Source organism: Sanguibacter sp. Z6_81, from assembly GCF_057180625.1.
The window spans coordinates 533,135-559,251 of the sequence record NZ_JBXUFV010000001.1; the positions used below are offsets into that span (position 1 = coordinate 533,135).

Here is a 26,117-nt window from a genome sequence, read left to right on the forward strand (position 1 = left end):
ATATGCCGGCGGCCGCGCTCGTTGGCGTCGGAGCGCGCAGCAGCGCGTGTTCCGTGACCGCGCGTCCGTCCGGCTCGATCGAGCGGAAACGTGCCTGTCACAGTGGCGCTGTAGGGTCGGCCGCCGAGCCGGTGCTGTCTCGCCCGCCTCACCGCCGCACCCTTCTTGGAGAATCATCATCGTCTCGTCCACGCCCCCGGGCACACACGCCACCGACACCCGTGCAGGATCCCCGGACGAGGGCACTCCCCTCGTGCCCGAGGCGGACAGCAGGCCCGGCGACGCCGGACCTGACGGCTCCGGGCCAGCGATCGCCCCGGACCACCCGCGGCGCAGGTGGATCCTGCTCGGCGTGGTCGCGCTCGCCCAGCTCATGGTGGTGCTCGACTCCACGATCGTGAACATCGCGCTCCCCGCGGCCCAGGCAGACCTCGGCATGAGCGACGGCGACCGCAGCTGGGTCGTGACGATCTACGCGCTCGCGTTCGGCTCGCTGCTGCTGCTCGGCGGACGGATCGCCGACTACTGGGGCCGCAAGCGGTCCTTCGTCGTCGGGATGGCCGGGTTCGCCGCGGCCTCGGCCGTCGGTGGCTTCGCGACGACGACGGAGATGCTCCTCGCTGCCCGCGCGGGCCAGGGTATGTTCGCCGCGCTCCTCGCTCCCGCGGCCCTCGCACTCCTGTCCGTGACGTTCCCGTCCGGCAAGGACCGCGTCAAGGCGTTCGCGGTCTACGGCACGGTCGCCGGGTCCGGCGCCGCCATCGGTCTCGTCCTCGGCGGGGTGCTCACCGAGTACACGAGCTGGCACTGGTGCCTGCTCGTCAACGTCCCCGTCGCGCTGCTGGCGATCGGCGCCGCGATACCGCTGGTCCGTGAGAGCCGCGCGGACGGCGACACCCGGTACGACATCCCCGGGGCGGTCCTCATCACCGCCGGCCTCGCGTTGGTCGTCTACGGCTTCTCGCGCGCAGAGCTCGGGTGGGACCGCGCCGACACCATCGGCTTCCTCGTCGCCGGCGCCCTCGCGATCGCCGCGTTCGTCTGGTGGGAGAGCCGCGCGAGCAACCCGCTGCTGCCGCTGCGCGTCATCCTCGACCGCTCACGCGGGGGCGCGTTCATCGTGTCCGTCGTCATCGGTGCCGCGCTCCTCGGTGGGCTGCTCTACCTCACGCTGTACTTCCAGATCGTCCTCGAGATGAAGCCGCTCACCGCCGGGCTGGCCTCGCTGCCCATGACGGCGGCGATCATGATGACCGCGCCCTTCGTCGCGCGGCTCCTGCCCGCCGTGGGGCCGCGCGTGCTGCTCACCGTCGGCCCGGTCCTCGCGGCCGTCGGGGTGCTGTGGTTCACCCAGGTGTCCGTGGACTCGAGCTACGTCGTCCACGTGCTGCCCGGCCAGATCATCCTCGGCATCGGCCTCGCGACCGTGTTCGTCCCCATGCAGAACGTCGCCCTCTCCGGGATCGAGCCGCGCGACGCGGGTGTCGCCGGCGCGGCGCTCACCGCGACGCAGCAGATCGGCGGATCCATCGGCATCGCCGTCTTCACGGCTCTCTACACGACGGCCGCCGCCGCCTCCCCGAGCGGCAACCTGCTCGAGGGCTCGGTCGACGGCTACTCCACCGTGTTCCTCGCCTCGGGCCTCGCGCTGCTCGTCGCCGGGCCGCTCGCGTGGTTCATGGTGCGGGTCGACAAGTCGTCGTTCGGTGGCACGTCGGAGGTCGTCCACCTCGGTTGAGGACGCCGGGCGACACGACATCGTCGCGAGGAGCGCTTGAGTGGCGAGGCGATTCGACCGACACACCTCTCATGACGACGAACAAGACCGAGACGGCGGGCACGACGAAGCGGATGCGGCTGCGGTACGCAGGCAGCTGCCGGGAGTGCTCGGCCGATCTCGGTGCAGGAACGACAGCCGTCTACGACCGCGCGAGCAAGACGGTCGTCTGCATCAGCTGCTTCGACGCCGCCCTCGTACCCGGGGTCCCATCTGCGCCCCACGACTCGATGACGCCACTCGTCCCGACGGCAGCGCCCGACGCCGCCCCGGTGCCTGATGCCGCTGAAACCGTCGCGACGGTGCCCCTCGACGGCCCCGAGCAGGACACCGAGATGTCCGCGACTGACGAACCCGAGATCGACCCGGGTGCGGCAGGTGCCTCGGCTCTGCGCGAGTACCACCGACGCAAGGACGCCAGGGAGACGCGGATCCGCGAGGCCCACCCGCGACTCGGGGGCCTCATCCTCGCGTTGTCCGACGAGCCGCAGACCACCAAGGCATGGGCGACGGGCGCCAGGGGCGAGGAGGTGCTGGGTCGGCGCCTCGACAGCCTCACATCCTCGGGCGCCCGGGTGCTGCACGACCGCCGGATCCCGAGGAGTCGCGCCAACATCGACCACATCGTCGTCGGACCTGGCGGTGTCTTCGTCATCGATGCCAAGCGGTACACCGGCCGCCCGAGCCTCCGGGTCGAGGGTGGAATCCTGCGTCCGCGCACCGAGACGTTGATCGTCGGTCGACGCGACTGCACCAAGCAGGTCGACGGCGTGCACAAGCAGATCGGCCACGTGCGGACCGCGCTCGAGCGCGCTGGCATCACGGACATCCCCATCGCCGGGATGCTGTGCTTCGTCGAGGCCGACTGGCCGCTCTTCGGCGGCGACTTCGTCGTCTCCGGGATCCACGTGCTGTGGCCGAAGAAGGTGGGTAGTCATGTCCTCCGGCCGGGAGCTCTCGACGCCGCAGGGGTGGCTGACGTCCATCGCCACCTTGCTGCGGCCTTCGCGCCGTCCTGACCCGAGCGGCTCGGGGATGCTCCGTTCGCCGAGCGACCGTCCGGCGTCAGGTGGCGCTCCGGGGTGGGCAGGAGACCGACGTTCGTCAGCGGTACACCGTCGACGGTCGCGTCGCCCCTGACCGAACGCCGGGTGCCGAGGAGCTCGACGCTCCCCGGCACCTCGACGCATGACACCGGTCAGTCCTGCGACGCGCCGCAGATCGCCCCGTCGACGACATCCTCGACGGCCGCGACGTTCTCCATCGACGCAGGCAGGTGCGTGGCGACGACGACTGCACCGCGACCGTCCTCGGTGACCCCGTTGGCGCTGTGGTACCCGAAGATGTCACCGCCGTGCCCCCAGTACTCCCCGCCGCAGCTCAGCGGCGTGCTCGTCAGGCCGAGGCCGTACCCGACCCCTTCACCGAACTCTTCCGCCGGGACGGTGGTCTGCATCTCCTCGAGCGACGCGGGCTCGAGGAGCTCGCCTCCGACGAGCGCGGAGAAGAAGCGGTTGACGTCGCTCGGCGTCGAGATCATCTGGCCGGCTGCCCACGCCATGGACGGGTCCCAGCCGCTGACGTCGACGAGCTCGCCGTCCGCGTCCGCGTAGTAGCCGTGGACGTACGGTTCCGGGAGCGTCCGGTCACCGACGCCGGGGAACGACGTCTCGGTGAGGCCGAGCGGCTCGATGATCCGCGTCGTGATCTCCTCGTTCACCGGGCGGTCCGTGACCTCCTCGATGATGAGCCCCGCGATGAGGTAGTTGCTGTTGCTGTACGACCAGCCCTCGCCCGGCGCGAACTCCACAGGTGCCTTGAGGGCGCTGTCGAGGAGGGTGCGGGGGTCGACGTACGTGTCCTGCCAGCTGAGGTAGGTGGCCGGGTCCGTGCCCATGACCTCGAGGACGTACTCGCCGAGACCGCTCGTGTGCTGCAGGAGGTTCCGGACGGTGATGGCGTTGCCGTCGATGCCCTCGCCGTGGATGAGGCCCGGCAGGTACGTCTCGACGGGAGCGTCGAGGTCGACGAGGCCCTCCTCGACGAGCTGCATCATGACGACGGCGGTGTAGCTCTTGGTGTTCGAGCCGATCCGCACGTGCCCGTCGACCGGGGGCGGCGTGCCGGCCTCGAGGTCGCCGACGCCGGCCACGTAGTCGCGGATGGTGCCGTCCGCGTCGCGGACCGACGCGAGGGCGCCGGGGGCGGGGTAGTTCCCGTCGGCGATGAGCGCGGTGAGGGACGTCTGGACCGCGTCGTTCTCGCCGACGGTCACGTGGGAGGTGTTCTGGTCGGCGGCTGCCGCGTCGTCGTCGTCGCTCACGGCCAGCTCGATGCCTGCGGAGAGCAGGCTCCCGGCAGCCACGACGCCACCGATCGTCAGCCACAGGGTGCGGCGGGAGCGGAAGGGGGACTGGGTGCGTTCCTGGTTCGTGGTCATACCTCCAACCTAGGGACGGCGAGCACGCGGCTCGATGGCGCTGCCACCCGTCTTCGAGGTGTCCCTCGCTCCCCCTCAGGGGTAGACCCAGCCCTACCCCTCCCCCCCGCATGGGGTCCAGGTGGTCGGAGCCGTCGGACGCGCACCGGCGGACGCGCGACGGCGGACGCGCGACGGCGGACGCGCGACGGCGGACGCGCGACGACCGCGTGGCGACGGAGGTCGCCACGCGGTCGTGGGAGGTGGGGCGCGTGGGGTTCAGCTGTCGGCGGGAGTCTCGCAGAGCTCGGCGTCGATGAGCGCACCGACCTCGAGGATCTTGTCCATGCCCTCGGGGATGATCGTCGTCGACACGACGGCGCCTCGTCCGTCGTCGGTCATGCCGGTGGCCGTGTGGTAGCCGGGGATGTCCCCTCCGTGGCCCCACGCGACGCCGCCGCAGCTCAGCGGCGTGCTGTAGATCCCCATGCCGTACCCGACGCCCTCGCCGAGGTAGTCCGCCGGGACCGTCTGGAGCATCTCGTCGAGGGTCGCGGGCTCCAGGAGCTCACCTCCGAGCAGCGCCGCGAAGAACCGGGTGATGTCGCTCGGGGTGGCGATCATCTGCCCCGCGGCCCACCCCATGGACGGGTCCCACTCGGTGACGTCGACGAAGGGGTCGTCCGGGCCGGCGTTGTAGCCCTGGGAGTGGGGGTCGGGCATCGACTGGTCGCCGACGCCGGGGAAGTGGGTCTCGGTGAGCCCGAGCGGCTCGATGATGCGCTGCTCGATCTGCTCCGCGATCGGCCGGCCGGTGACCTTCTCCACCATGAGCCCGGCGACGAGGTAGTTGGTGTTGCTGTACGACCACTGCTCACCGGCGGGGAACTCCGCTCCCATCGACATTCCGTAGTCGAGCAGCGTGCGGGGCGACACGTACGTGTGCTGGACCGCGAGGTGGTCGGCCGCGTCCTCGCTCATGTGGGGGACGAGGTACTCACCGAGCCCGCTCGTCTGCTGGAGCAGGTCCCGGACGGTGATGGCGTTCGGGTCGATGCCCTCGCCCCGCACGAGCCCGGGCAGGTACGTCTCGATCGACGCGTCGAGGTCGACGAGCCCTTCGTCGACGAGCTGCAGGACGACCACCGCGGTGTACGTCTTCGTCGTGGAACCGATCCGCACGTACCCGTCGGCCGGTGCTGCGTCCCCCGTCTCGAGGTCGCTCACGCCCGCGGCGTACTCGCTGATCTCACCGTCGGCGTCACGGACGGCGGCGGCAGCTGCCGGGTAGAGGCCGGTGTCCACGAGGGCCTCGAGGCGCCCCTGGATCGGGTCGTCACCCGGCGCGGCCGTGGCGGCGGGGAGCGTGGGCCGGTCGGCGGCGCTCGCTCCGACCGCCAGCTGCACCCCTGCCGAAAGGAGCGAGCCAGCGGCCACGACGCTGCCGATCGTCCACCACAGGGTGCGGCGGGAGCGGGCGGTGGACGGGTGGGACTCGTGGTTCGTCGTCATACGTCCACCGTAGGGAATCGGCGGCCCGGGGCTCGATGGGGCTGCCACCCGTCTTCGAGGTGCTCTCCGCTCCCCGTCGACGGGTAGACCCAGCCCTACCCCGGTGCCGCCGATCGGACCTCGTCAGGCGACGACGAGGTCCTTCTCGTCCTGGGTGCCGGCGTCAGGAGCGGCCTCGACGGCCTCGGCCGGCTCGTCGTCGGCGAAGAGGTCCTCGCTCGTCGCGGACCGGTACTGGGCCTCGTCGAGGATGCCCTCACGCTTGGCGACGATGGTGGGCACGAGCACCTGGCCCGCGACGTTGACCGCGGTGCGGCCCATGTCGAGGATCGGGTCGATCGCGAGGAGCAGACCCACGCCGGCGAGCGGCAGCCCGAGGGTCGACAGCGTCAGCGTGAGCATGACGAGCGCCCCGGTGAGCCCTGCCGTGGCGGCAGACCCGACCACGGACACGAACGCGATGAGCAGGTAGTCCGTGATCGACAGGTCGATGCCGAAGATCTGCGCGATGAAGATCGCGGAGATTGCGGGGTAGATCGAGGCGCAGCCGTCCATCTTCGTCGTGGCACCGAGCGGCACCGCGAACGACGCGTACTCGCGCGGGACCCCGAGGTTCCGCTCCGTCACGCGCTGGGTGACGGGGAGCGTCCCGATGGAGGACCGGGAGACGAATGCCAGCTGGATGGCGGGCCACGCACCGCGGAAGTAGCTCGAGATCTTCAACCCGTTGGCCTTGAGGAGCACGGGGTAGAGGACGAAGAGCACGAGCGCGAGCCCGACGTAGACGGCGACGGCGAACGTCGCGAGCGGCGAGAGCAGGTCCCACCCGTACGCGGCGATCGCGTGGCCGATGAGGCCGAGCGTGCCGAGCGGTGCGAGGCGGATGATCCACCACAGGACCTTCTGGATGATCGTCAGGGCCGAGCGGTTGAACGCGAGGAACGGCTCGGCCTGCTTGCCGACCTTGAGGGCGGCGATGCCGATGACGAGCGCCATGACGACGATCTGCAGGACGTTGAAGGACACCGAGGTGCTCAGGCTGCCGTCGTCGCCGGAGGACGTGCTCGCCCCGAGGCCGAGGAAGTTCGCGGGCAGGAGGCTGTCGAGGAAGTCGAGCCAGCTGCCGGTGCGGCCGGGCTCCTGACCGTCGGCCGCGCTGAGGCTCGTGTTCTCACCCGGCCGGAAGATCAGCCCGAGCGCGATGCCGATGGACACGGACACGAGGGCCGTGATGGCGAACCACAGGAGGGTCTTCCACGCGAGGCGCGCGCCGTTGGCGACGTTCTTGAGGTTGGCGATCGACGCGACGATCGCGGTGAACACGAGCGGCGGGACGATCGTCTTGAGCAGCAGGACGAACGACGACCCGATGGTGTCGAGGGTGGTCGTCAGCCAGTTGGCGCCGCCCTCGGGCGTTCCGTCGTCGACGGTCCCGATGGACAGGGCGGCCCACCCGAGCAGGACGCCGAGGACGAGCGACGCGAGGATCTGGACGCTGAACGAGGGCATCCGCAGACGCCGACGGGTGGTGCTGCCCGACGCTGCGGGCCTGGCGTCCGAAGGACGCGCGGAAGGTGTGGTGGGCACAGGTGTGCACCTTTCGAGAACGGTGGGACGAGGAGGTCGAGCAGGGTCAGCGGGCGGGTCGACAGCCCTGCGTACACCCGGCGCCCGGCACGGACAGCGCACGCACCGCGTGCGCGTCGTCGTGGTGCGTGGTCTCGGTCCACCCCTGGATCACGGCGTTCTCCTGTGCTCTGTGCGCGTGCGTTGTCGCACGTGGTCTGTACGTCAACCGGACGTGCCCCGCAGGTATTCCACACCACGCACGGCCCCGGCCCGGACCGTCGGTGGACGGTCCGGGCCGGGGCGACGTGCGGTGATGCGTGCGGCGCTGCGGCGTGGGTCAGGTGGTGGCGCAGGTGACCGTCGGTGTGCCGGGGGTTCCGCTGCCGATGAACCCTGCGGTGACCGTCTCGCCAGCAGCCAACGAACCGTTCCAGCTGGCGTTGGTGATGCGGGTGCCGGTCAGCGTCCCGCCCCACGCCTGTGTCGGGGTCACTCCGGAGAGCGCCGCGCTCCAGCCGCTGATGGCTGCGTCACCGGCAGTCACCCGTACCTCACCCTGGTATCCACCCGGCCACGTGTTCGTGATCCGGACGACGGCGACGCACTGGTCAGTTCCCGGCACGGGGTCGGTCGGGTCCGTGGGATCCGTCGGGTCGGTCGGGTCCGTGGGATCCGTCGGGTCCGTGGGATCCGTCGGGTCCGTGGGATCCGTCGGGTCCGTCGGGTCCGTCGGGTCGGTCGGGTCCGTCGGGTCCGTGGGATCGGTCGGGTCCGTCGAGCCGTCGCCGCCGATGTTGATGTCGCTGCACAGGTAGTAGGGCTGGTCGAGGTGGCTCGCCTGCCAGACCGTGAACAGGACGGCTCGGCCGCTGCGGTCGGCGGGGATCTCGACGTCCGCGCGGTAGGGGGAGCTCGTCGGGTAGGACCCGGTCTCGGTGAGCAGCTCGAGGTCGTCCCAGCCGAGAGCCTCGGTGGTCGGGTCGAACCCTTCCTCGGACACGTAGATCCGCAGGTAGTCGGCTCCGTGGTTCGCGCCGTCGGTGAGCGTCAGCGTGAATTCGTGCTCGACGTCGGTCATCACCCACTCGCCCGGGGTGTCCATGTAGTTGTACCGACCGTTCTCGGTGCGTCCGCCGCTGCACAGCTGGCCGTTCGGCACCGCCGCCTCGTGGTTGCCGCCCACGTTCTCGCGGTAGAGGCCGTTCCAGTTCCACATGGCGTTGGGGTCGGCCTCCCACGCACCCGCGCACATGGGGTCCGTGTCCGCCATGTTCGGGTCGAGGTGGTTGTCTCCCCAGCGCTCGAGACACCCGTAGTTCCGGGTGGGCGGGTCGGTGACCGACCCGTGTGCGGCCGCGGGTCCGGCCGTGAGGGTCGCGACTCCCAGGGGGACGACGAGGGCGAACGGTAGGGCGACGGCGACTCTGCGCGCGCGGGCACTGACGGACATGATTGCTCCCGGTGTGAGTGTGCGGTGGTGCCCACACCGTCACACAGGTGTCCGTTTGAATGCCATGAGTCCGTTTGGTGTTAAACGTTTCGCCTGCGGAGCCGACGCGGCGTGGGGGTGTCGAGCGCGGCCACCATGCGCTCGACGGCCTCGGTGAGGATCGCCCGCGACGTGGCGAGATTGACCCGCGCGAACCCCTCGCCGCCGGCCCCGAACGGCAGGCCGGAGGTGAGTGCGACCCGCCCGCGCTTGAGCAGCTCCCGCGCCGGATCGTCCCCCAGGCCCTGCCCTGCGGCGTCCCGCACGGCACGGAGGTCGACCCAGGCGAGGTAGGTCGCGTCGGCCGGCTGCACGACGGCGTCGGGCAGGTGCTCGGCGAGGAGGCCGGTGAACAGCGACCGGTTCGTGTCGACGGCGGTCGTCACCTCGTCGAGCCAGCCCCGGGCATGGGTGAGGGCTGCCGAGTGGGCGATGGCCGCGACGTGGCTCGCACCGTGGTCGGCGATCTCGGCGATGTCCCGGACGTCGCGCGTGGCCTGCGGTCCCCCGATCGCGAGCGCGGCCTTGAGGCCGGCGAGGTTCCACGCCTTGGAGGCGGAGACGAGGCTGATGGCGTTCTCGGCGCCCGGGACGGTGAGGATCGGCGTGAACACGGACCGGCCGAGCTCACGCTCCGCCGCGGGCGACGTGATCGGCGCGTGGATCTCGTCCGCGACGATCCGCACGCCGTGCCGACGGGCGAGCGCGGCGACCGCCGTGAGCTCGTCCACCGTGTGCGCGACACCGGTCGGGTTGTGCGGGTTGCACAGGAGGTACGCGCTCGCCCCGTCGGCGAACGCCGCCTCGAGCGCGTCGAGGTCGATGCGCCCCTCCGGCGTGAGTGCCGCTGTCGCGACACGGCGGTCGATGCCGCCGACGAACGAGTAGAACGGCGCGTACACGGGCGTGTTGACGACGACGACGTCGCCCGGCTGGGTGACGACCTTGAGCACGTCGGTGATGCCGATCATCACGTCGGTGAGCATCCGCACCCGCGACGGGTCGAGGGACCAGTCCCAGCGGTCGGCCGCGAACCCCGCGAACGCCTCGGCGTACGCGTTGCTCCCCGGGTAGCCGGTGTCCCCGCGCCGCATCGCATCGTGCACCGCCGCGACGACCGGCTCCGCCTGCGGGACGTCCATCTCCGCCACCCACAGCGGCAGCACGTCGGGCGGGTAGGCCCGCCACTTCTCGCTCGTCCGTGAGCGGAGCTCGTCGAGGGTGAGGGTGTCGAAGATGGTCGGGGCAGCGCTGGTCGTCGGTTCGGCACTCATCCTTCGACCGTATCCCGGGCCGACGACACACGATCGCCGGACGAGCGTCCTGCCGCGTCACGCCGGTCACACCCGACCACGCGGCGGTGCACAGCGATGAGCACCGCGAGGGTCAGGGCAGCGGTGCCGAGCGGTCGACGAGCTCGTGGGCACGGACGATCTCCGCGTCCGTCGCCTCGGCCGCGTCGGTCTGGTCGAGCTCGGTGAGGAGGTCCACCAGGGCCTGGCGCTGCGCGGGATGCTCGAACGGCAGCAGGTCGAGCTCGGTGTTGGTCAGCCAGAAGTGGAGGACGACCGCGTCCGCGCGCCACAGGTCGAGCCTGAGCACGGGGAAGTCGGTCATCCGACCAGCATCACCCTGTGGACAGGTTCACACAAGAGGGCGGAGGGACAAGGAGGCCAAACGGGCTACCCTACGCCAACAAAGAACGATTCGAGAAGGGGTCCGGCCGTCGTCGAGCCGTACTCACCCGTCTCCACGAACACCGAGACCGCAAGATCGCCCCTCGTCGCGATCATCCATGCGTGGTTCGTCGTCCCGTCGCCGTACTGGGCCGTCCCGGTCTTCGCGGCGACCTCCCCGGGCAGGTCCGCGAGGAATGCACCGCCACCCTCTGTCACCACGGCGCGCATGAGCCCGTGGAGCTGCGCGGCCTCGTCGGCCGTGAGCGGAGCGGGCGCGGCGGTCGGCAACGAGGAGGGCTCGGCCGGGTCCGGGACGTCCTGCGCGAGGAACGTCGGGCGGACCGTCGTCCCCGCAGCGACCGACGCCGCGACCCCGGCCATCGCGAGCGGCGACGCCTGCACCTTGCCCTGCCCGATCATCGAGGCCGCGTGCTCCGTGCCTGCCGAGTCCCGCGGGACGGCGCCCGTGAACACCTCCGGCCCGGGCTGCTGGGCGAGCCCCAGCCCCAGGGCGGCTGCGGCGTCGGCCAGCGCGTCCTGCGTCACCTGCCCGCTCGCGTTGATGAGCGCGGTGTTGCACGAGTTCGCGACGACGGTGCGCAGCGGCACGTCGCCCAGGGCGGACGCCGGGTAGTCGGGGAAGTTGCGGAACGCCCGACCGTCGACGACGGCCTCGGGCGTGCAGCTCAACGGTGACTCCGGTGTGACACCGGTGCGCATGAGGGCGAGCGCCGTGACGACCTTGAACGTCGAGCCGGGCGCGTACATGCCTGCGGTCGCCGTGGAGAGCCCGCCTCCCGCGGGGCCGCTGGCAGCCGCGAGGACCTCGCCGGTCGACGGACGGATCGCGACGATCGCGCTCGGCACCGTGGTGGCCGCGAGCACGGTCTCCGCGGTGACCTGCATCGCGGGGTCGAGCGTCGTGCGCAGGGGCTCACCGGCGACGGGTTCCTGCCGCAGCGCGTCCCGGACGCTCCCGTCCGTCGCGACGATCTCGACGACCCGGCCGGGGGTCCCCCGCAGCTGGGCGTCGTACTGGCGCTGCAGGCCCGACAACCCGACGACGTCCCCGGCGACGACCGCGCCGTCGGACGCCTCGACGATCTCTGCCGTCGCCTCCCCGGCCCGGCCGAGGATCGGCGCCGCGAACTCGCGCGTCGGCGCGAGCGGGATCGTGTCGTCGACGAGCAGCACGCCGGGAACGGCCGCGAGCGCGGTCCAGTCCTCGTCCGTCTCCGCGCGCAGCACGATGGCCTCGACGAACGCCTTGTCGCCCGCGGCGGCGACCTTCCCGGCGTACGCCTCGGGGTCCATCTCCAGCAGGCCCGCGAGGGCGCGCGCGGAGCTGTCCCACGTCGAGGCGTCGGCCCGGGTCTTGTCGATGCCCACGCGTTTGACCGGGCGCTCGGTGACGATCGGCTGGTCGCCCGCGCCGAGCACGTCGCCCCGGTCCGCCGCGGTCCGCGACGTCTGCAGCCGCTCACCGGGCGCGAGGCCGGGGACGAGGATGTCCGGCTCCCAGGCGACCCGCCACTCGTCGGCCTCCTCGTCGAGCGCGAGGTCGGCCGTCGTCGTGTACGTCCAGGGGGTCCCGCCGATCTCCCACACGTGGTCGAGGTCGGCGGTGGCCGTCGTGCCGTCCTCGGCGACGACGACCGTGCCGGCCGTCACCTCGTGGCTCGTGGCGTCCAGGGGTTCGACGACGGCGTCGCGGTGCGCCGTGGCGTCCGCCCCCGACACGCCGTCGAGGGGAACCGCCGCGAAGTCACCGCCCGCCATGGCAGCGGCGAGGGCGTCGACCGTGGCGTCGGGCGTCGGCGTGTCCGAGCCGCAGGCCGTCAGGCCGAGCCCGGCCAGGCTGAGGACGACGAGCGTCGCGACGGTCCGGGCAGGGGGGCGGGAGGCGCCGCGGGCAGCGTCGGTGCGCGCGCGGGCGGGCGCGGTGCGGAGGGACATGGGGTACATGGAACGCCGCCCGGCCCCCTCATGTCCACCTCGTCCCGTTCCGCCCGCGCCCGACCGGGCTACGTGATCGCGGCCCTGCTACTTGATCTCGGCCCTGTGCACCCGCCACCAGCCGATCGCGATGGGCAGCAGGACCCAGACGACGGACGCGACACCGAGCTTCGCCCAGTCCTCCCCGGACATCGAGCCGCTGAGCAACGGCATGGTGGCGCCGTCGAGGTTGAGCCACTCCGCCGGCTGCCGCATCCAGGAGATCAACGAGGTGACGATGCTCCAGGCCGTCGGCAGGACGTAGTACGTGACGATCGCAGCCGGTGTGTTGAGCAGGATGAGACCGAACGCGACGCCCTGAGCGACGACGAGGAGCTCGAGCATCGTGAAACCGCCGAGCATCGCCCAGTCGACGGCCCACGAGCCGTTCCCGTCGCGTGCGACGGAGCCGACGACGTTGACGACCGCTGCGAGCACGAGCGCCGCCGCGACCGCCGCGAGCGCCACGAGGAGCGCGCCGAGGATCTTCGCTGCCACGACACGACCGCGCCGCGGCTCCTGCGTGAACGTCACGAGGCCGGTGCGCTGGCTCCACTCGCTCGTCGTGGCCATGATCCCCACGACGGGCAGGAGGAGCATCTGGGGGATCGCGGCGGCCTGCGCGAGGTTCTGGAACGTGATCTCCGCGGGGTTCGCGTTGAAGACGAAGACGACCATGACCAGCGCGGTGATCGCGCCGATGAGGACGAGCAACCATCGTCCGGCCCGGGTGTCGACCTGCTTGCGCAGCTCGACGTGCACGAGCCGCTGGAACGGGATCCCGACGAGGGGGGCAGTGGGCGGGCGCAGGGCCTTGCTCGGCGCACCGGGGGTGTGGTCCGTCGTGGTGGTCATGCCGCCACCCCCTCACGGCCGTGCTCGGCTGTGAGCTCGAAGAAGAGCTGTTCGAGGCCGTTGCTCTTGGCCACCCCGAGGTTCGTGAGGACGACGCGGGCGTCGAGCGCCACCCGCCCGACCTCCTCGGGCGTCGCGGAGGTGCTCAGACCGCCGCCCGGGTGGGCGGAGACCTCGACGCCCGCGCGGCGCAGGGCCTCGGCGAGCGCGACGTCGTCCGTGCTCGAGACGACGGACCCGGCGACGGACAGCAGCTCCGTCTTGCTGCCCTGGGCGACGATGGTGCCGCGACCGATGACGATGAGGTCGTCGGCGACGGCCTCCATCTCGAGCAGCAGGTGCGAGGAGAGCAGGACGGTTCCGCCCGCTCCCGCGAAGTCGTGCAGCAACGAGCGCATCCAGCGGATCCCCGCCGGGTCGAGGCCGTTGACGGGCTCGTCGAGGACGAGCATCTGGGGGTCACCGAGCAGCGCGTTGGCGATGCCCAGGCGCTGGCGCATGCCGAGGGAGTAGTTGCGCACGCGCCGGCCCGCCTCCTTGGGGGTGAGCCCGACGATCTCGAGGACCTCGTCGACGCGGCGCCGCTCGACGCCCATCATGAGAGCGCTCAGGACGAGCACCTCGCGGCCGGTGCGGCCCGCGTGCTGCGCGGAGGCGTCGAGGAGGACACCGACCCGCCGTCCGGGGTTGGCGAGCGCGGCGAAGGGTTTGCCGAACACCCGCGCGCTTCCCGACGTCGCCGGGGTGAGCCCGCAGACCATGCGCAGGGCCGTGGACTTGCCGGCCCCGTTCGGTCCGAGGAACCCGGTGACTCGGCCGGGCTGCACCTCGAACGACACGTCGTCGACGGCCGTGAAGCCGCCATACCTCTTGGTGAGTCGTTCCACTGTGATCATGGGACCAGCCTGGCAGCAGCACACGGGCTGCGACATCCGGCTCACGTAGCGTGTCCTGCAACTTTGGTCGCGGAGGCGGCGGCCCTCCCGCGACCTGCGGCCCTCCTCTGCCCGCTGCCACGCACCTAGGCTGTGCGGGTGCCGACTCCTGCGCCTCCCGCTCCTCCAGCGCCCACGGGCTTCTGGGGCGAGACGTGGCGCGTCCTCGTCGCCCTGCTCATCGGGCTCGTCGGCCTGCACTTCACCGCGAACGTCGCCGACTACGATCCGCAGGGCGCGGTGATCCCGCGGCCCGACTGGCTGCTCCCGATGGATGTGGCCCTGGGGATCGTCGCCATCGTCCTCATGACGCAGCGGCGCAGGTGGCCCCTCGCCGTGGCCGTCGTCCTGGCACTCCTGTCGAACGCCTCCGGGCTGAGCAGCGGCGCCACGTTCATCGCCTTCGTCTCCCTCGCGACGCGACGCCGCTGGACGGAGATCGTCCCGGTGGGTGTCCTGTGGATCGGCGCCGGGTATGTCTACGAGCACACCGCGGGTCCGCACACGGGCAACCCGTGGTGGGAGCTCGTGGTCGTCGCCGTGCCCACGTACGCCGCCCTCGCCGGGACCGGCGTCCTCATCGGTGCGCGCCGGGCGCGCGCCCTGGCCGCTGGAGTACCTCAGCGCACGGTCGGTGCGGCGATGCGTGACGGCCTCATCCGCCTCGCCCAGCCCCTCCCGACGTACACCCCGCCCCCGCTCACCGGGTGGGGATCGACCTGGCGGATCATCTTCGCGGTCGTCGCCGGGCTCTTCGGGCTGCTCTCCTCCGTGTCCGCGCCGGTCGCCGAGGAGGTCGCCGACACGATCGGGACGCGGGTGGCCCCCGGATGGGTGCTGCCCGTCGACGCCGTGCTCGGCATCGTCGCGATCATCCTCATGACCCGCCGTCGCCAGGCCCCGTTCGCGACCGCACTCACCATCGCCGCGATGTGCGCCCTGTCGGGGTCGAGCGGGGGTGCGCTCATCGTCGCCGTGATCTCCCTCGCGACGCGGCGTCGCTGGAGCGAGCTCCTGCCCGTCGGCGGAGTATGGCTCGTCTCCGCGTACGCCTACGAGCTCGTCCTCGGCACCCCATGGTCGAGGCTCGGGTGGGTGCCGCTCGTCGGAGTCCTGCTCGGCTTCAGCTTCTGCCTGGTCATCGGCTTCTACGTCGGCGGGCGCCGCGAGGCCCTGGCGAGCCTCCGGGTGCGGGCGGAGACGGCGGAGCGCGAGCAGGCTGCCCGCTCCGAGCAGGCGCGGACGGCGGAACGGTCCCGGATCGCCCGGGAGATGCACGACGTCCTCGCGCACCGGATCTCCCTCGTCGCACTCCACTCGGGCGCGCTCGTCTACCGCGACGACCTCGACCGGATGCAGACCGTCGAGGCCGCGACGATCATCCGCGACAACGCGCACCTGGCCCTCACCGAGCTCCGTGAGGTGCTCGGTGTGCTGCGCGACCCGTCGGGCGCACCGGGCATCGCGGACCGTCCGCAGCCGACACTCGCCGCCCTGCCCGACCTCGTCGAGGAGACACGCGCCGCGGGTCACCGGGTGCTGTGCGCCGTCGCGCCCGGGATCGAGGTGGCGCTGTCCGGGCTGGCGGACACGGTGAGCCGCAGCGCGTTCCGCATCCTCCAGGAGGCGCTGACGAACGTCCGCAAGCACGCGGCCGGGGCGCCGGTGCGTATCGACATCGGTGGGCGGCCCGGCGGGCGCCTCGAGCTGAGCGTCCGCAACCCCGTTCCCGAGCCCGACGCGACCGGGCTGGTGCTGCCGTCGTCAGGCCTCGGGCTCGAGGGGCTGGCAGAGCGCGCCAAGCTCGCCGGGGGCGAGCTGGAGCACGGCCTTGACGTCGGAGGGCAGTTCACCGTGAGAGCCTGGGTGCCGTGGCCGACATGACCGACAACACCGACACCCGCACCGACCGCCAGACGGACCGCGACGAGGTTCGCCCCGCACCCCACGCGCCGGGCGCGGCGAGCACACGGGACGCGCCGGGCACCCCGCCCTCGCCGATCCGCGTCGTCCTCGTCGACGACGACGCCCTCGTCCGCGCCGGGCTGCGTCTCATCCTCGGCGGGAACTCCGGGATCGACGTCGTCGCCGAGGCGGGGGACGGGCTGCAGGGTGTCGCCGCCGTCGCGACGCACCGCCCCGACGTCGTGCTCATGGACATCCGGATGCCGCGCCTCGACGGCCTCGCCGCCACGGAGCGCATCCTCGCCGCACACCCCGACGTCCGCGTCATCGTGCTCACGACGTTCGACGCCGACGACCTCGTCCTCTCCGCGCTGCGCATCGGCGCCGCCGGGTTCCTGCTCAAGGACACCCCTCCGGAGCAGCTCGTCTCCGGGGTCCGCACGGTCGCCGCCGGCCAGCCGATGCTCTCGCCGAGCGTCACCGCCCAGCTCATCGCGTCCGTCACGCACGACCCCTCGGGCGGGCGCAGCCAGGACGCCCAGGCACGCCTCGCGACGCTCACCGAACGGGAGCGGGAGGTCGCGATCGCGATCGGCCAGGGGCTGTCCAACGCGGAGATCGCGACGTCGCTGTTCATGTCCGTCGCCACCGTGAAGTCCCACGTCGGACGCCTCTTCGCCAAGCTCGGCGCCGAGAACCGCGTCCAGGTGGCCATCTGCGTGCACGACGCGGGCCTCACCTGACATGTTCTGCCCGCACGTCTGACCCGAGGAGCACGCATGAACGACTGGATCCCGCTCGAGGAGATCGCCCGCCAGGAGCACGAGCTCCAGCTGCCGGCGTTCACGCACGACGACGCGTGGGAGCTCGGCAGCGCGCTCGTGCGGATCGCCCGCGAGCAGCACCTCCCCGTGACCATCGACATCCGCAGCGGTGACCACCAGCTCTTCCACGCAGCGATGCCGGGCGCCACGACGGACCACGACTCGTGGATCGACCGCAAGGGCCGCGTCGTCGACCTCCTCGGGCACAGCACCTTGTACGTCGGCCAGGAGTGCCGCGACGCCGGGACGACGTTCGAGGAGCGGTATGCCGACCTCGACCCCGAGCTGCACGTCGCCCACGGCGGCGGTTTCCCGCTCGCCGTGCGCGGCCAGGGACCCGTCGGTGTCCTCGTCGTCTCGGGCCTGCCCCAGGTCGACGACCACCGGCTCGCCGTCGCGGGGCTGCAGGCGTACCTCGACGCCGCATAGCGGCACCGGCCCGGGGGCTTGACGTCCACCCCGGGGTGGGGAGGACGCTCGTGGTGCGATCCCGGCCGGGCCACGACCGGGGGGTGCGGACGACCAGGAGGAACCGCGATGTTCGAGATCACCGTCCGGGACGTGCCGGGCCAGCGCGTGCTCACCGAGCAGGGAACGATGCTCGCCGACGCCCTGCCACTGTGGATCGGCCAGACGCTCGGCCGCCAGCACGCGGCCCTCGTCGAAGAAGCCGTCGTGGAAGAGGCCGTCAGCAGCGACGCGCCGCCCTTCGTCGTCTACCACGGAATGGTCACGGCTGAGCAGGCGGGTCTCGTCGAGGCGTGCACGCCGGTCCCCGACGCGGTGGGCGCCGGGTGGGTGACCCGCGACGAACCGGCGCACCGTGAGGCCTTCGCGAGGATCACGAAGAGCCAGGTCGCGTTCCCCGAGATCCTCGACGCGTACGCCGCCGTCGAGCAATGGATGAACACCCAGGGCGTCACGCCGGTCGGCCCGCCACGCGAGGTGTACTTCGGCGACTGGGACGCGGCGGGTCCCGACGACGCGGTCGTGGACATCGCGTTCCCCATCGCCTGACCGGATCCGCTCGCCTGACCGGCCGGCGCCACGCACGTCTGACGACGGCACAGGAAAGGCCCCGCCCCGTCGACCAGGTGCTGCCGGACGGGCGGCATCTCGCCCCCACCGAGCGTCATGCTGCCCACCCTCCCGGGGTGGCCCGCTCTCGCGGGACCTCGACCGGCCGTACCTCGACGGCGCGGGGCCTTCCTGCGTGATCCATGGGACCGGCCCGGGATCGTGGTGTGCAGACAGTATGGAACGGACATCACGCCCGCGCATCCGGAACCCCTCGCCCTGAGCGCAGGAGCAACATCCCGGTGACATCTGGGATCCTCGTCCTGTGCAACCGACCCACCCCCCGGCCGACGTCGTCCGCAGCGCACCGCTGAAGCTCCTCCCGGCGGCAGGCGTCTCCCTGTCCGCGTTCCTGCTGTTCGGGGTGCACCTACGCCCCCTCGGGTACGTCGTGCTCGTCCTCAGCCTCGTGGTGGCGTTCCTCGTCGAGCGGGGCCTGGGCAAGGACCTGTCGCTCATCGGTCTCGGCATCTGCATCGTCAGCACGACGTCGATGGCCGCGGACGTCTCCTGGCCGCGGTTCATCGCGATCGGCACCGCGCTGACGCTCGCGGTCGCCGTGCCGTTCCTCGTCGACCGGTTCGTGTTCCGGCGCGAGGCCATCAGGTTCCCGTGGCGCACCGGCAAGGAGTGGCCGCGCATCGAGAAGGCCTACCTCGTCGCTGTCCCGCTGCTCGGCTGGGCGATCCTGCCGTTCTACTTCATCCGGTCCGGGGCGTACGAGAACTGGCCGACGCTCACCGAGACCGACGAGCTCGCCCGGTTCTTCGTCGGCGTCAACGCCGTCGGCACGTGGGACGAGCTGTTCTTCATCTGCATCTGCTTCACGCTGCTGCTGCGGCACTTCCCCGCCTGGCAGGCCAACGTGCTCCAGGCAGTCATCTTCGTGTCGTTCCTCTGGGAGCTCGGGTACCGGTCCTGGGGCCCGGCGCTCACCATCCCGTTCGCCCTGCTCCAGGGCCTGATCTTCACGCGCACGAAGTCGCTCACCCTCGTGCTCATCGTCCACCTGCTCTTCGACGCGATCGTCTTCATGGCGATCGTCCACGCCAACGTGCCGTCGCTGTTCGGGATCTTCGTCTACTGACGCGACGCTGCTCGCGAGCGCCAGCGGACCAGCACCGGAGAAGTTCGTGCGGAAGATCTCTGGACACGACCCCGACGGGGGCCGCTACGCTGCGGGCCATGCGCATCCCCCGCGTCGCCGTTGCGACCCTGCTCACCCTCACCCTCGTCGGTTGCTCCGGCGACTCCACCAGCACGGAGTCGAGCGACGCTCCGGAGCCGACCTCGAGCAGCACGGCTGACGCCGACACCGAGACGGAGGACGAGGCCGGGACGGAGGAGGACTCCGAGCCCGAGGCCGAGGAGCCCGGCACCGAGGACGTGCCGGACGAGGACGCGGCGGACGAGGACGCGAACGCGGCGCTCGACAGCTATGTCGAGGCCGAACGCGCCGCCCTCCCTGCGGCCCTCGAGGCGTACGCGGGGACGTACTCGAGCGCCGAGGTCACGGCGGTCCACCCGGACACGGTCGCGTTCGACTACGTCTTCGCCGAGACCGTCGACGTCGCATCCGCGGTGCCCGCGCTCGAGGCTGGCATCCCGACGATGCAATCGGCGATCGAATCCGGCGTCTTCCCCGCGATGGAAGCCGCTGGTGTCACAGGTGACCTCAAGGTCACCTACTCGTACTACAACCCCGACGGAACCCAGATCTGGACCTACACCGCCCTCCAGCCGTAGCTGACCCCTTCGCGCTCCCGCTCGGCCCCGTCGAGCCGGAGTGGGAAGATCTAGGGTGACCCGACGCCGCGCCCTCGCTCTCGCAGCGGCCGTCACGACGGCGCTCGGGCTCGTCGTCCGCACCGTCGGCGACGGCCTGGCGTCCGCGGTGGCCGGGGACACGCTGTACGCGGCCCTCGTCTACCTGCTCGTGGCGTTCGTCGCGCCCCGGACCCGACCGGCCACCGTCGCCGTGGTCACCTGGGGGATGTGCACGGTCGTCGAGCTCGCGCAGCTCGTGGGACTCGCGTCGGTGGTCGTGGACCACTGGGACCCGGCGCGCTGGGTGCTCGGGACGACGTTCCACGCCCCGGACCTGCTCGTCTACGCGCTCGGCGCGCTTGCAGCCGGGTTCGCGGACGCCGCCGTCACGAGGCACTGCCCCACGGCGGACCACCAGACCACGGGCATGGTGACCCACGATGTCGCCATCGCGACCCTTCCACCCTCGGCCTCGCTGGTCGCTCGTGTGACGAGGTCGGACGGTGGAGGAGAATCATCGACGTCGGAGGAGTGACAGCTAGAGAAGATGGGGCGAGCATGCCCGAGAAGGTCGACGAACCCCCGAGCAGACGTGGGAGCACGACGCCTGCCCCCGCTGTGGCTCGGGGTCCGGTCTCCGCTGCGGCACGCCCACCGCGCCCGGAGCGTGGCGTCGGGGCCAGTGGCGACACTCCGGCGGGCGGCGGCGAGCCGACCATGGCAGAGGCCGTCGCCCTCGCCCTCACCCAGGCGCCCGGGTCCAACGCTCGCGAGATCGCGCTCTGGCTGCGCCGCAACGGGCACCCGGACGCCACGAAGTCGACCGTCAACGTGCTGCTCTACCGCGAGACGGCGACGTTCCAGCGTGACGACTCGTCCGTCCCGCGGTGGTCCCTCGCAGGGACCGACAGCGCCACCGTCGACGGCGCGGTGGCTGCCCGGCGGTCGGAGCGCCTCGTCGCTGAGCACGACACGTACCGCGACCTCGCGCTCGCCGCGCCGACCACTCCGCCACCACCGCCGCGCCCCAGCGCCGCCGCGCGCCCGGCCCCCGCGGAGGCCCTCGCCCTCCTCGAGTGGCAGCGCGAAGCGATCGCGGACTGGTACGCGAACGGGTGCGAGGGCATCGTCGAGGCCGTCACCGGGACGGGGAAGACCCACGTGGGCCTCGAGGCCGTCGCGCACGCGGCCCGGGACGGCCAGCGTTCCACGGTGCTCGTACCCTCCATCGACCTCCAGGACCAGTGGGCGGAACGGTTCCGCCAGTTCCTTCCCGGCCTGCGCGTCGCCCGCATCGGCGGGAAGAGCGGCGGCGACCCGGCGAGGTCCGACGTGACCATCGCCGTCGTCAACTCGGCCGCCAGGACCGATCTCGGTGGTCTCTCGGACGACTCGCTCCTCGTCGCGGACGAGGTCCACCGCTACGGCGCGACGGAGTTCCAGCGTGCACTGCGCACCGGGTACCGGCGCCGCCTCGGGCTCACCGCGACGCTCGAGCGGTCCGACGACGGCGTCGACGGCGCGATCCGCCCCTACTTCGGTCGCACCATCCTCACCGTGGGGTTCGACCGGGCGATCCGCGAGCGCGTCGTCGCGCCGTTCCGGCTCGTCCTGGCGCCTGTCGCCCTCACTGACGAGGAGGGTGCCGCCTACGAGAAGCTCGGGCACACGATCTCGAGCTCGCTGAAGACGCTCCGCGGCGCGGGGGCGCTCGGTGGCGCCGGCGCCAGCCTGTCGCAGGAGCTCGCGCGGTTGTCCGGGATCCCGGGACGGATCGGGATCGCTGCCCGGACCGCGACGGCCGCCATGCGCGACAGGCGCACCCTGCTCGCGCAGCTCACGGGCAAGCTCGACGCCGTCGAGCAGCTCGGCGACGCCATCCGCGCGAGCCAGGGCGCGGTCCTGTTCACGCAGTCGAAGACGACGGCCGAGGAGGCCACGCTCCGGTTGCGCGGGCTGGGCGTACCGGCGTCGGCCCTGCACAGCGACATGGACCGCCCCGAGCGTCTCGACACGCTCGACGCGCTCCGTGACGGGCGCCTCCAGGCCGTGGCGGCCCCGAAGCTCCTCGACGAGGGCATCGACCTGCCGACCGTCGACCTCGGGGTCGTCATGACGGCGAGCCGCTCCCGGCGCCAGATGGTGCAGCGCCTGGGCCGCGTCATCCGCAAGAAGGCCGACGGGCGCCCCGTCGACTTCGTCATCCTCTACGGGCAGGACACGGTGGAGGACCCGAGCACAGGCACCCACGAGGGGTTCTTCGACCTGGTCGGAGAGGTCTCGACGACGACCACACAGCTCGAGCCCGGGTGGACGGCCGAGGACCTCACCGGCGCGGGTGCTCCATCCGACGGTCGAGGGCTGACCCGCGTTACGTGAATCATCAATCGACGAGGCGTAAAGTGGGCTCCATGTCCTATGCCACCACGCCCGCCGCCGGGGAGCCCCGCTGGCTCGACGCTGACGAGCGTGAGACGTGGTTGCTCTTCTCCGAGCTCCTCATCCGGATGCCCTCCGCGCTCGACTCGCAGCTGCAGCGCGACGCCGACCTCAGCTTCTACGAGTACATGGTCCTCGCCATGCTCTCCGAGCAGCCCGAGCGCAGCCTGGGCATGGGTGAGCTCGCGCGCCTGACCAGCGGGTCGCTGTCGCGGCTCTCGCACGTCGTCAAGCGCCTCGAGCGCTCCGGGTACGTCGAGCGGCACGCGAGCACCCAGGACCGTCGGTTCACCAACGCCGTCCTCACCGACGCCGGACTCGAGAAGATCCAGCAGAGCGCCCCCGGGCACGTCGACCACGTCCGTCATCTCCTGTTCGACGCTCTCACCACCGAGCAGGCGCACCAGCTGCGCGAGGCGGCCCGCGTCATCCGCACGCAGATGGACCCGACCGGAGCCGGGAACCTCACCGGCCACCCACCGCGCGCGTAGCGGCGCGACCGGGTCAGGCGCTCGGGGTCTGGTCGTCCTGCGCCTCGAGGGCGGTCCCGCGCACCTGTCCGAGGAGCGCGTCCACCGTCGCGTAGTGGTCCTCCGCCTGGGCGATGTAGGCGTCGAGCTTCTCCTCGTCGAACCCTGCGTCGGCGGCGTAGACCTTGAAGGTCCGCCAGCCGCTCTCCTTGCCACGGATGGCGCTCCGCAGCAGCTCGAGCTCGAGCAGGGCGCGCAGCGGCGAGGAGCTCGCGACGCGCCCGTTGGGCTTGAGCCTGGCGAGACGTTCCCCGACGGCGGCCGCGGCGATCTTGTACCGCTGCACCCCGACGCCCAGTCGCTCCGCCTGGGCGAGGAGCCACTGCCGCTCGTCCTCCATCTCCCGCGCCAGGCGGGCCATGGGCGCCGCGAGGGACGTCCCCTCGTAGTTGTGGGTCATGTTGCGCAGGCGGCCCACGCCGCCCGTCGCGCCCGTGATGTGGTCGTTCAGGTACACGCCCAGCAGGTTCATGTCGACGGCCATGCGCGCTCCTCGGGGTCTGGGCGTGCCCGGCACGGGGCAGCGCTGTGAGGCGACGCTACGTCGCCGGGCGGCACGTCGCATCCGCACGTACCCTGCCGGGATGAAGGCCTCGCCCAGCGCGTCCGAGCGCGCAGCACACGCATCCCTCGCTGCTGCGCCCCACGACCTCACCCCGCCGCCCGGGGCCCCCCGGAAGGCCTCACCGTGGGCCGACTCCCTCGGCCGCGCCTCGATCCGCAGCGCACAGGTGCTGCTCCTCCTCGCGCTCGTCACTTGCGCGATGATCGCCCTCGTCCAGCTCAAGCTCGTCGTCATCCCCGTGCTCATCGCGACCGTCATCGCCGCCGCCGTCAGCCCCGTCGTGACGTTCCTGCGCCGCAAGGGGCTGCCGAGCGGCGTCGCGACATGGGCGGCGATGCTCACGGGCATCGGCGCCCTGAGCGTCACCCTGTGGCTCGTCGGTCGCGGGATCCGCAACGAGTGGGACGAGCTCGTCACCTCCGCGAGCGAGGGGCTCGACGAGCTGCAGACGTTCCTCACCGAGGGGCGCCTCGGTATCACCGACGAGCAGATCACCTCGGCGCGCGAGTCCGCGGTCGACCTCCTGGGCAGCGACGCGTTCCAGAGCGGTGCCATCACGGGCGCCACCGCCGCGTTCGAGGCGGTCGCGGGCGTGCTCCTCGGTGTCGTCATCCTCTTCTTCCTGCTCAAGGACGGCCGGTCGATCTTCGAGTTCCTCATCCGTCCCATCGAGGCCCACAACCGCCACCGTGTGCAGCGCATCGGGGTGCGGTCCGTCCGGGTGCTCGGTGGCTACGTCCGCGGGACGGCGCTCGTGGCGCTCGTCGACACCATCCTCATCGGGCTGGCGCTCCTCATCCTCGGGGTGCCGCTCGCCCTGCCGCTCGCGACGATCGTCTTCCTCGGCGCGTTCGTCCCGCTCGTCGGTGCCACGGTCGCGGGCGTGCTCGCCTCCCTCGTCGCCCTCGTGACGAACGGGCCGGTCACGGCGCTCATCGTGCTCGTCGTCGTCATCGTGGTGAACCAGCTCGAGGGAGACCTGCTCGCCCCCGTCGTCATCGGCCGGGCCCTGTCACTGCACCCGCTCGTCATCCTCCTCGCCCTGACCATCGGGACGATCCTCGCGGGCATCGTCGGCGCCCTGCTGTCCGTCCCCGTCGCGGCCGTCGCATGGACGGCCATCAAGGAGTGGAACGCGACGTCCACGCATCCGGCCGTCCCACCGTCCGAACCGGCCGACGACGACGCCGAGCCCGCCTAGGAGAACGTCATGAGCGACCCGCACGCCGAGCCGCCGCGCCTCACCTACGACGTGGTCGTCGTCGGTGCCGGGGCCGTGGGGGAGAACGCGGCGGACCGGGCCGGGCGGGGTGGCCTGAGCGTCGCCGTCATCGAGCCGGAGCTCGTCGGCGGGGAGTGCTCGTACTGGGCGTGCATGCCGTCGAAGGCGCTCCTGCGCCCGGGTGCGGTGCTCGCCGCCGCCCGCGCCGTGCCGGGAGCGGCGTCAGCCGTCACCGGGCCGCTCGACCGCGCCGCGGTCCTCGCCCGCCGTGACACCTTCGCGTCCGGGTGGGACGACGCGAGCCAGGTCGAGTGGCTCGACGGCGCGGGCATCGATCTCGTCCGCGGCCGCGCCCGGTTCACCGCGCCGCGCACGCTGGCCGTCACCGACACCGGGGGGCGGGTGACGACCGTCGTCGCGCGGCACGCCGTCGTCGTGGCGACCGGGTCGGTGCCGGTCGTCCCCCCGATCGACGGGCTCGCCGGCGTCGAGCCGTGGACGAGCCGCGACGCCACGTCCGCACATCACGTCCCGGAGTCACTCGCGATCCTCGGCGGCGGGGTCGTCGGCGTCGAGATGGCGACGGCCTACGCCGACCTCGGCGCCCGGGTCACGCTGCTCGTGCGCGGCGAACGGGTGCTGTCCGGCTTCGAGCCGTTCGCCGGCGAGGCGGTCCGACGCTCGCTCGAGACCCTGGGTGTCGACGTGCGCCCCGGCACGGAGGTCACCGCGGCTCGCAGGGACGACGACGGGGTCCACCTCACGACGTCGGACGGTGCGGAGGTCGTCGCCGAGGAGGCCCTCGTCGCGACGGGTCGGCGCCCGGCCACCGACGGCCTCGGGCTGGACGAGCTCGGGCTCGCGGGACCGCTCGAGGTCGACGACGCCCTCGAGGTGCAGGGTGTGGACGGCGGGTGGCTGTTCGCTGCGGGTGACGTCACGGGCCGTGCGGCCACGACGCACCAGGGCAAGTACGAGGCGCGAGTCGTCGGGGACGTCGTCGCCGCCCGGTTCGGCGGGGACGACGACACGAGCCGGGACGAGGAGCACGCGGCCGCTGACTGGTCGAGGTTCCGGGCGACCGCCGATCACGGGGCCGTCCCCCAGGTCGTCTTCACCCGGCCCGAGGTCGCGAGCGTGGGCCTCACCGAGCAGGCAGCGCGCGACGCCGGCCGGCCCGTCGTCGCGGTGACGTACGACCTCGGGTCCGTCGCCGGGGCGGCTGTGAGCGCCGACGGGTACGAGGGCACCGCGCAGCTCGTCGTCGACGTCGAGCGTGGCGTGGTCGTCGGTGCGACGTTCGTCGGGCCGGACGCGGCGGAGATGCTGCACGCGGCGACGATCGCCGTCGTCGGCGAGGTCCCCCTCGACCGTCTGTGGCACGCCGTGCCGGCCTACCCCACGGTGAGCGAGGTGTGGTTGCGGCTCCTCGAGAGCGCCGGGCTGTAGCGTGCGACGCCCGGCGAGAGGCCGCGTTCTCGCTGCGCCGCACCCGCCCGGGCGGGTGGGTGGGCCGGTACCATCGGGCGTAGCACCCCGGACGACGACGAATCGAGAG

23 protein-coding genes are annotated in these 26,117 nt (G+C 72.1%); 13 read left to right on the forward strand and 10 right to left on the reverse strand.

Annotated features, from left to right (window positions below; all coding sequences use genetic code 11):
• Positions 1–253: 253 nt before the first annotated feature.
• On the forward strand, positions 254–1,738 hold the full coding sequence (locus AC2AXK_RS02555; protein ID WP_484343766.1) for an MFS transporter: 1,485 nt from the start codon (positions 254–256) through the stop codon (positions 1,736–1,738).
• 71 nt (positions 1,739–1,809) lie between these two features.
• Entirely contained in the window at positions 1,810–2,796 is a 987-nt protein-coding gene (locus AC2AXK_RS02560; RefSeq protein WP_484343767.1) for a nuclease-related domain-containing protein, read from the forward strand.
• Between the two features lie 179 nt (positions 2,797–2,975).
• Here the strand turns inward: AC2AXK_RS02560 and AC2AXK_RS02565 are convergent, their stop codons facing one another.
• The 9 genes from AC2AXK_RS02565 to AC2AXK_RS02605 form a co-directional block, all read right to left on the reverse strand.
• The gene (locus AC2AXK_RS02565) at positions 2,976–4,217 is read right to left on the reverse strand and encodes a serine hydrolase domain-containing protein (RefSeq protein WP_484343768.1); all 1,242 of its coding nucleotides are present in this window, start codon (positions 4,215–4,217) and stop codon (positions 2,976–2,978) included.
• 258 nt (positions 4,218–4,475) lie between these two features.
• Positions 4,476–5,708, reverse strand: a complete 1,233-nt coding sequence (locus AC2AXK_RS02570) for a serine hydrolase domain-containing protein (protein WP_484343769.1) — start codon at positions 5,706–5,708, stop codon at positions 4,476–4,478.
• Positions 5,709–5,831: 123 nt separating this feature from the next.
• Positions 5,832–7,217 carry a dicarboxylate/amino acid:cation symporter gene (locus AC2AXK_RS02575; protein WP_484343770.1) on the reverse strand — a complete coding sequence of 462 codons (1,386 nt, stop codon included), beginning with the start codon at positions 7,215–7,217 and terminating at the stop codon, positions 5,832–5,834.
• A 397-nt stretch (positions 7,218–7,614) separates the two neighbouring features.
• Positions 7,615–8,727, reverse strand: coding sequence for a lytic polysaccharide monooxygenase (locus tag AC2AXK_RS02580; RefSeq protein ID WP_484343771.1), 1,113 nt, complete (start codon positions 8,725–8,727; stop codon positions 7,615–7,617).
• Between the two features lie 80 nt (positions 8,728–8,807).
• Entirely contained in the window at positions 8,808–10,040 is a 1,233-nt protein-coding gene (locus AC2AXK_RS02585; RefSeq protein ID WP_484343772.1) for a MalY/PatB family protein, read from the reverse strand.
• A 112-nt stretch (positions 10,041–10,152) separates the two neighbouring features.
• Positions 10,153–10,383 carry a hypothetical protein gene (locus AC2AXK_RS02590; protein ID WP_484343773.1) on the reverse strand — a complete coding sequence of 77 codons (231 nt, stop codon included), beginning with the start codon at positions 10,381–10,383 and terminating at the stop codon, positions 10,153–10,155.
• Positions 10,384–10,448: 65 nt separating this feature from the next.
• A complete protein-coding gene (locus AC2AXK_RS02595; protein ID WP_484343774.1) occupies positions 10,449–12,401 on the reverse strand; it encodes a penicillin-binding transpeptidase domain-containing protein in 1,953 nt (650 codons plus the stop codon).
• An 87-nt stretch (positions 12,402–12,488) separates the two neighbouring features.
• Positions 12,489–13,295 (reverse strand): ABC transporter permease, encoded by an 807-nt coding sequence (locus AC2AXK_RS02600; protein ID WP_484343775.1) that lies wholly within the window; start codon positions 13,293–13,295, stop codon positions 12,489–12,491.
• Positions 13,292–14,191, reverse strand: coding sequence for an ABC transporter ATP-binding protein (locus tag AC2AXK_RS02605; RefSeq protein ID WP_484343776.1), 900 nt, complete (start codon positions 14,189–14,191; stop codon positions 13,292–13,294). The genes AC2AXK_RS02600 and AC2AXK_RS02605 overlap by 4 nt, the downstream gene beginning before the upstream one ends.
• A gap of 138 nt (positions 14,192–14,329) precedes the next feature.
• On the opposite strand from AC2AXK_RS02605, the gene AC2AXK_RS02610 reads away from it, so the two are divergent.
• From AC2AXK_RS02610 to AC2AXK_RS02650, 9 genes are all read left to right on the forward strand, one after another.
• Positions 14,330–16,114 carry a sensor histidine kinase gene (locus AC2AXK_RS02610; RefSeq protein WP_484343777.1) on the forward strand — a complete coding sequence of 595 codons (1,785 nt, stop codon included), beginning with the start codon at positions 14,330–14,332 and terminating at the stop codon, positions 16,112–16,114.
• A complete protein-coding gene (locus tag AC2AXK_RS02615; protein ID WP_484343778.1) occupies positions 16,111–16,878 on the forward strand; it encodes a response regulator in 768 nt (255 codons plus the stop codon). Before AC2AXK_RS02610 ends, AC2AXK_RS02615 begins: the two co-directional genes overlap by 4 nt.
• 36 nt (positions 16,879–16,914) lie before the next feature.
• The gene (locus tag AC2AXK_RS02620) at positions 16,915–17,388 is read left to right on the forward strand and encodes a heme-degrading domain-containing protein (protein ID WP_484343779.1); all 474 of its coding nucleotides are present in this window, start codon (positions 16,915–16,917) and stop codon (positions 17,386–17,388) included.
• A 108-nt stretch (positions 17,389–17,496) separates the two neighbouring features.
• Positions 17,497–17,976 carry a GyrI-like domain-containing protein gene (locus AC2AXK_RS02625; RefSeq protein WP_484343780.1) on the forward strand — a complete coding sequence of 160 codons (480 nt, stop codon included), beginning with the start codon at positions 17,497–17,499 and terminating at the stop codon, positions 17,974–17,976.
• Positions 17,977–18,301: 325 nt separating this feature from the next.
• A complete protein-coding gene (locus AC2AXK_RS02630) occupies positions 18,302–19,123 on the forward strand; it encodes a CPBP family intramembrane glutamic endopeptidase (protein WP_484343781.1) in 822 nt (273 codons plus the stop codon).
• A 98-nt stretch (positions 19,124–19,221) separates the two neighbouring features.
• Complete coding sequence (locus tag AC2AXK_RS02635) at positions 19,222–19,782, forward strand: hypothetical protein (RefSeq protein ID WP_484343782.1); 561 nt, start codon at positions 19,222–19,224, stop codon at positions 19,780–19,782.
• A 55-nt stretch (positions 19,783–19,837) separates the two neighbouring features.
• Positions 19,838–20,338 (forward strand): ribosomal maturation YjgA family protein, encoded by a 501-nt coding sequence (locus AC2AXK_RS02640; protein WP_484343783.1) that lies wholly within the window; start codon positions 19,838–19,840, stop codon positions 20,336–20,338.
• A gap of 182 nt (positions 20,339–20,520) precedes the next feature.
• Complete coding sequence (locus AC2AXK_RS02645; RefSeq protein ID WP_484343784.1) at positions 20,521–22,182, forward strand: DEAD/DEAH box helicase; 1,662 nt, start codon at positions 20,521–20,523, stop codon at positions 22,180–22,182.
• 32 nt (positions 22,183–22,214) lie between these two features.
• Entirely contained in the window at positions 22,215–22,733 is a 519-nt protein-coding gene (locus tag AC2AXK_RS02650; RefSeq protein WP_484343785.1) for a MarR family winged helix-turn-helix transcriptional regulator, read from the forward strand.
• Positions 22,734–22,746: 13 nt separating this feature from the next.
• On the opposite strand, the gene AC2AXK_RS02655 is transcribed toward AC2AXK_RS02650, so the two are convergent.
• On the reverse strand, positions 22,747–23,256 hold the full coding sequence (locus AC2AXK_RS02655; RefSeq protein WP_484343786.1) for a hypothetical protein: 510 nt from the start codon (positions 23,254–23,256) through the stop codon (positions 22,747–22,749).
• Between the two features lie 100 nt (positions 23,257–23,356).
• Between AC2AXK_RS02655 and AC2AXK_RS02660 the strand changes: the two genes are divergently transcribed.
• Positions 23,357–24,538 (forward strand): AI-2E family transporter, encoded by a 1,182-nt coding sequence (locus tag AC2AXK_RS02660; RefSeq protein ID WP_484343787.1) that lies wholly within the window; start codon positions 23,357–23,359, stop codon positions 24,536–24,538.
• Between the two features lie 9 nt (positions 24,539–24,547).
• Positions 24,548–26,008, forward strand: a complete 1,461-nt coding sequence (locus AC2AXK_RS02665; protein ID WP_484343788.1) for a dihydrolipoyl dehydrogenase family protein — start codon at positions 24,548–24,550, stop codon at positions 26,006–26,008.
• Positions 26,009–26,117 lie beyond the last annotated feature (109 nt).

Bases quoted from the DNA above. Each gene is read 5' to 3' on its own strand.
- AC2AXK_RS02560 (WP_484343767.1), top strand. From the start codon at position 1,810: ATGACGACGAACAAGACCGAGACGGCGGGCACGACGAAGCGGATGCGG.
- AC2AXK_RS02565 (WP_484343768.1), bottom strand. From the start codon at position 4,217: ATGACCACGAACCAGGAACGCACCCAGTCCCCCTTCCGCTCCCGCCGC.
- AC2AXK_RS02570 (WP_484343769.1), bottom strand. From the start codon at position 5,708: ATGACGACGAACCACGAGTCCCACCCGTCCACCGCCCGCTCCCGCCGC.
- AC2AXK_RS02575 (WP_484343770.1), bottom strand. From the start codon at position 7,217: ATGCCCTCGTTCAGCGTCCAGATCCTCGCGTCGCTCGTCCTCGGCGTC.
- AC2AXK_RS02580 (WP_484343771.1), bottom strand. From the start codon at position 8,727: ATGTCCGTCAGTGCCCGCGCGCGCAGAGTCGCCGTCGCCCTACCGTTC.
- AC2AXK_RS02585 (WP_484343772.1), bottom strand. From the start codon at position 10,040: ATGAGTGCCGAACCGACGACCAGCGCTGCCCCGACCATCTTCGACACC.
- AC2AXK_RS02590 (WP_484343773.1), bottom strand. From the start codon at position 10,383: ATGACCGACTTCCCCGTGCTCAGGCTCGACCTGTGGCGCGCGGACGCG.
- AC2AXK_RS02595 (WP_484343774.1), bottom strand. From the start codon at position 12,401: ATGTCCCTCCGCACCGCGCCCGCCCGCGCGCGCACCGACGCTGCCCGC.
- AC2AXK_RS02600 (WP_484343775.1), bottom strand. From the start codon at position 13,295: ATGACCACCACGACGGACCACACCCCCGGTGCGCCGAGCAAGGCCCTG.
- AC2AXK_RS02605 (WP_484343776.1), bottom strand. From the start codon at position 14,191: ATGATCACAGTGGAACGACTCACCAAGAGGTATGGCGGCTTCACGGCC.
- AC2AXK_RS02615 (WP_484343778.1), top strand. From the start codon at position 16,111: ATGACCGACAACACCGACACCCGCACCGACCGCCAGACGGACCGCGAC.
- AC2AXK_RS02620 (WP_484343779.1), top strand. From the start codon at position 16,915: ATGAACGACTGGATCCCGCTCGAGGAGATCGCCCGCCAGGAGCACGAG.
- AC2AXK_RS02625 (WP_484343780.1), top strand. From the start codon at position 17,497: ATGTTCGAGATCACCGTCCGGGACGTGCCGGGCCAGCGCGTGCTCACC.
- AC2AXK_RS02635 (WP_484343782.1), top strand. From the start codon at position 19,222: ATGCGCATCCCCCGCGTCGCCGTTGCGACCCTGCTCACCCTCACCCTC.
- AC2AXK_RS02645 (WP_484343784.1), top strand. From the start codon at position 20,521: ATGGCAGAGGCCGTCGCCCTCGCCCTCACCCAGGCGCCCGGGTCCAAC.
- AC2AXK_RS02650 (WP_484343785.1), top strand. From the start codon at position 22,215: ATGTCCTATGCCACCACGCCCGCCGCCGGGGAGCCCCGCTGGCTCGAC.
- AC2AXK_RS02655 (WP_484343786.1), bottom strand. From the start codon at position 23,256: ATGGCCGTCGACATGAACCTGCTGGGCGTGTACCTGAACGACCACATC.
- AC2AXK_RS02660 (WP_484343787.1), top strand. From the start codon at position 23,357: ATGAAGGCCTCGCCCAGCGCGTCCGAGCGCGCAGCACACGCATCCCTC.
- AC2AXK_RS02665 (WP_484343788.1), top strand. From the start codon at position 24,548: ATGAGCGACCCGCACGCCGAGCCGCCGCGCCTCACCTACGACGTGGTC.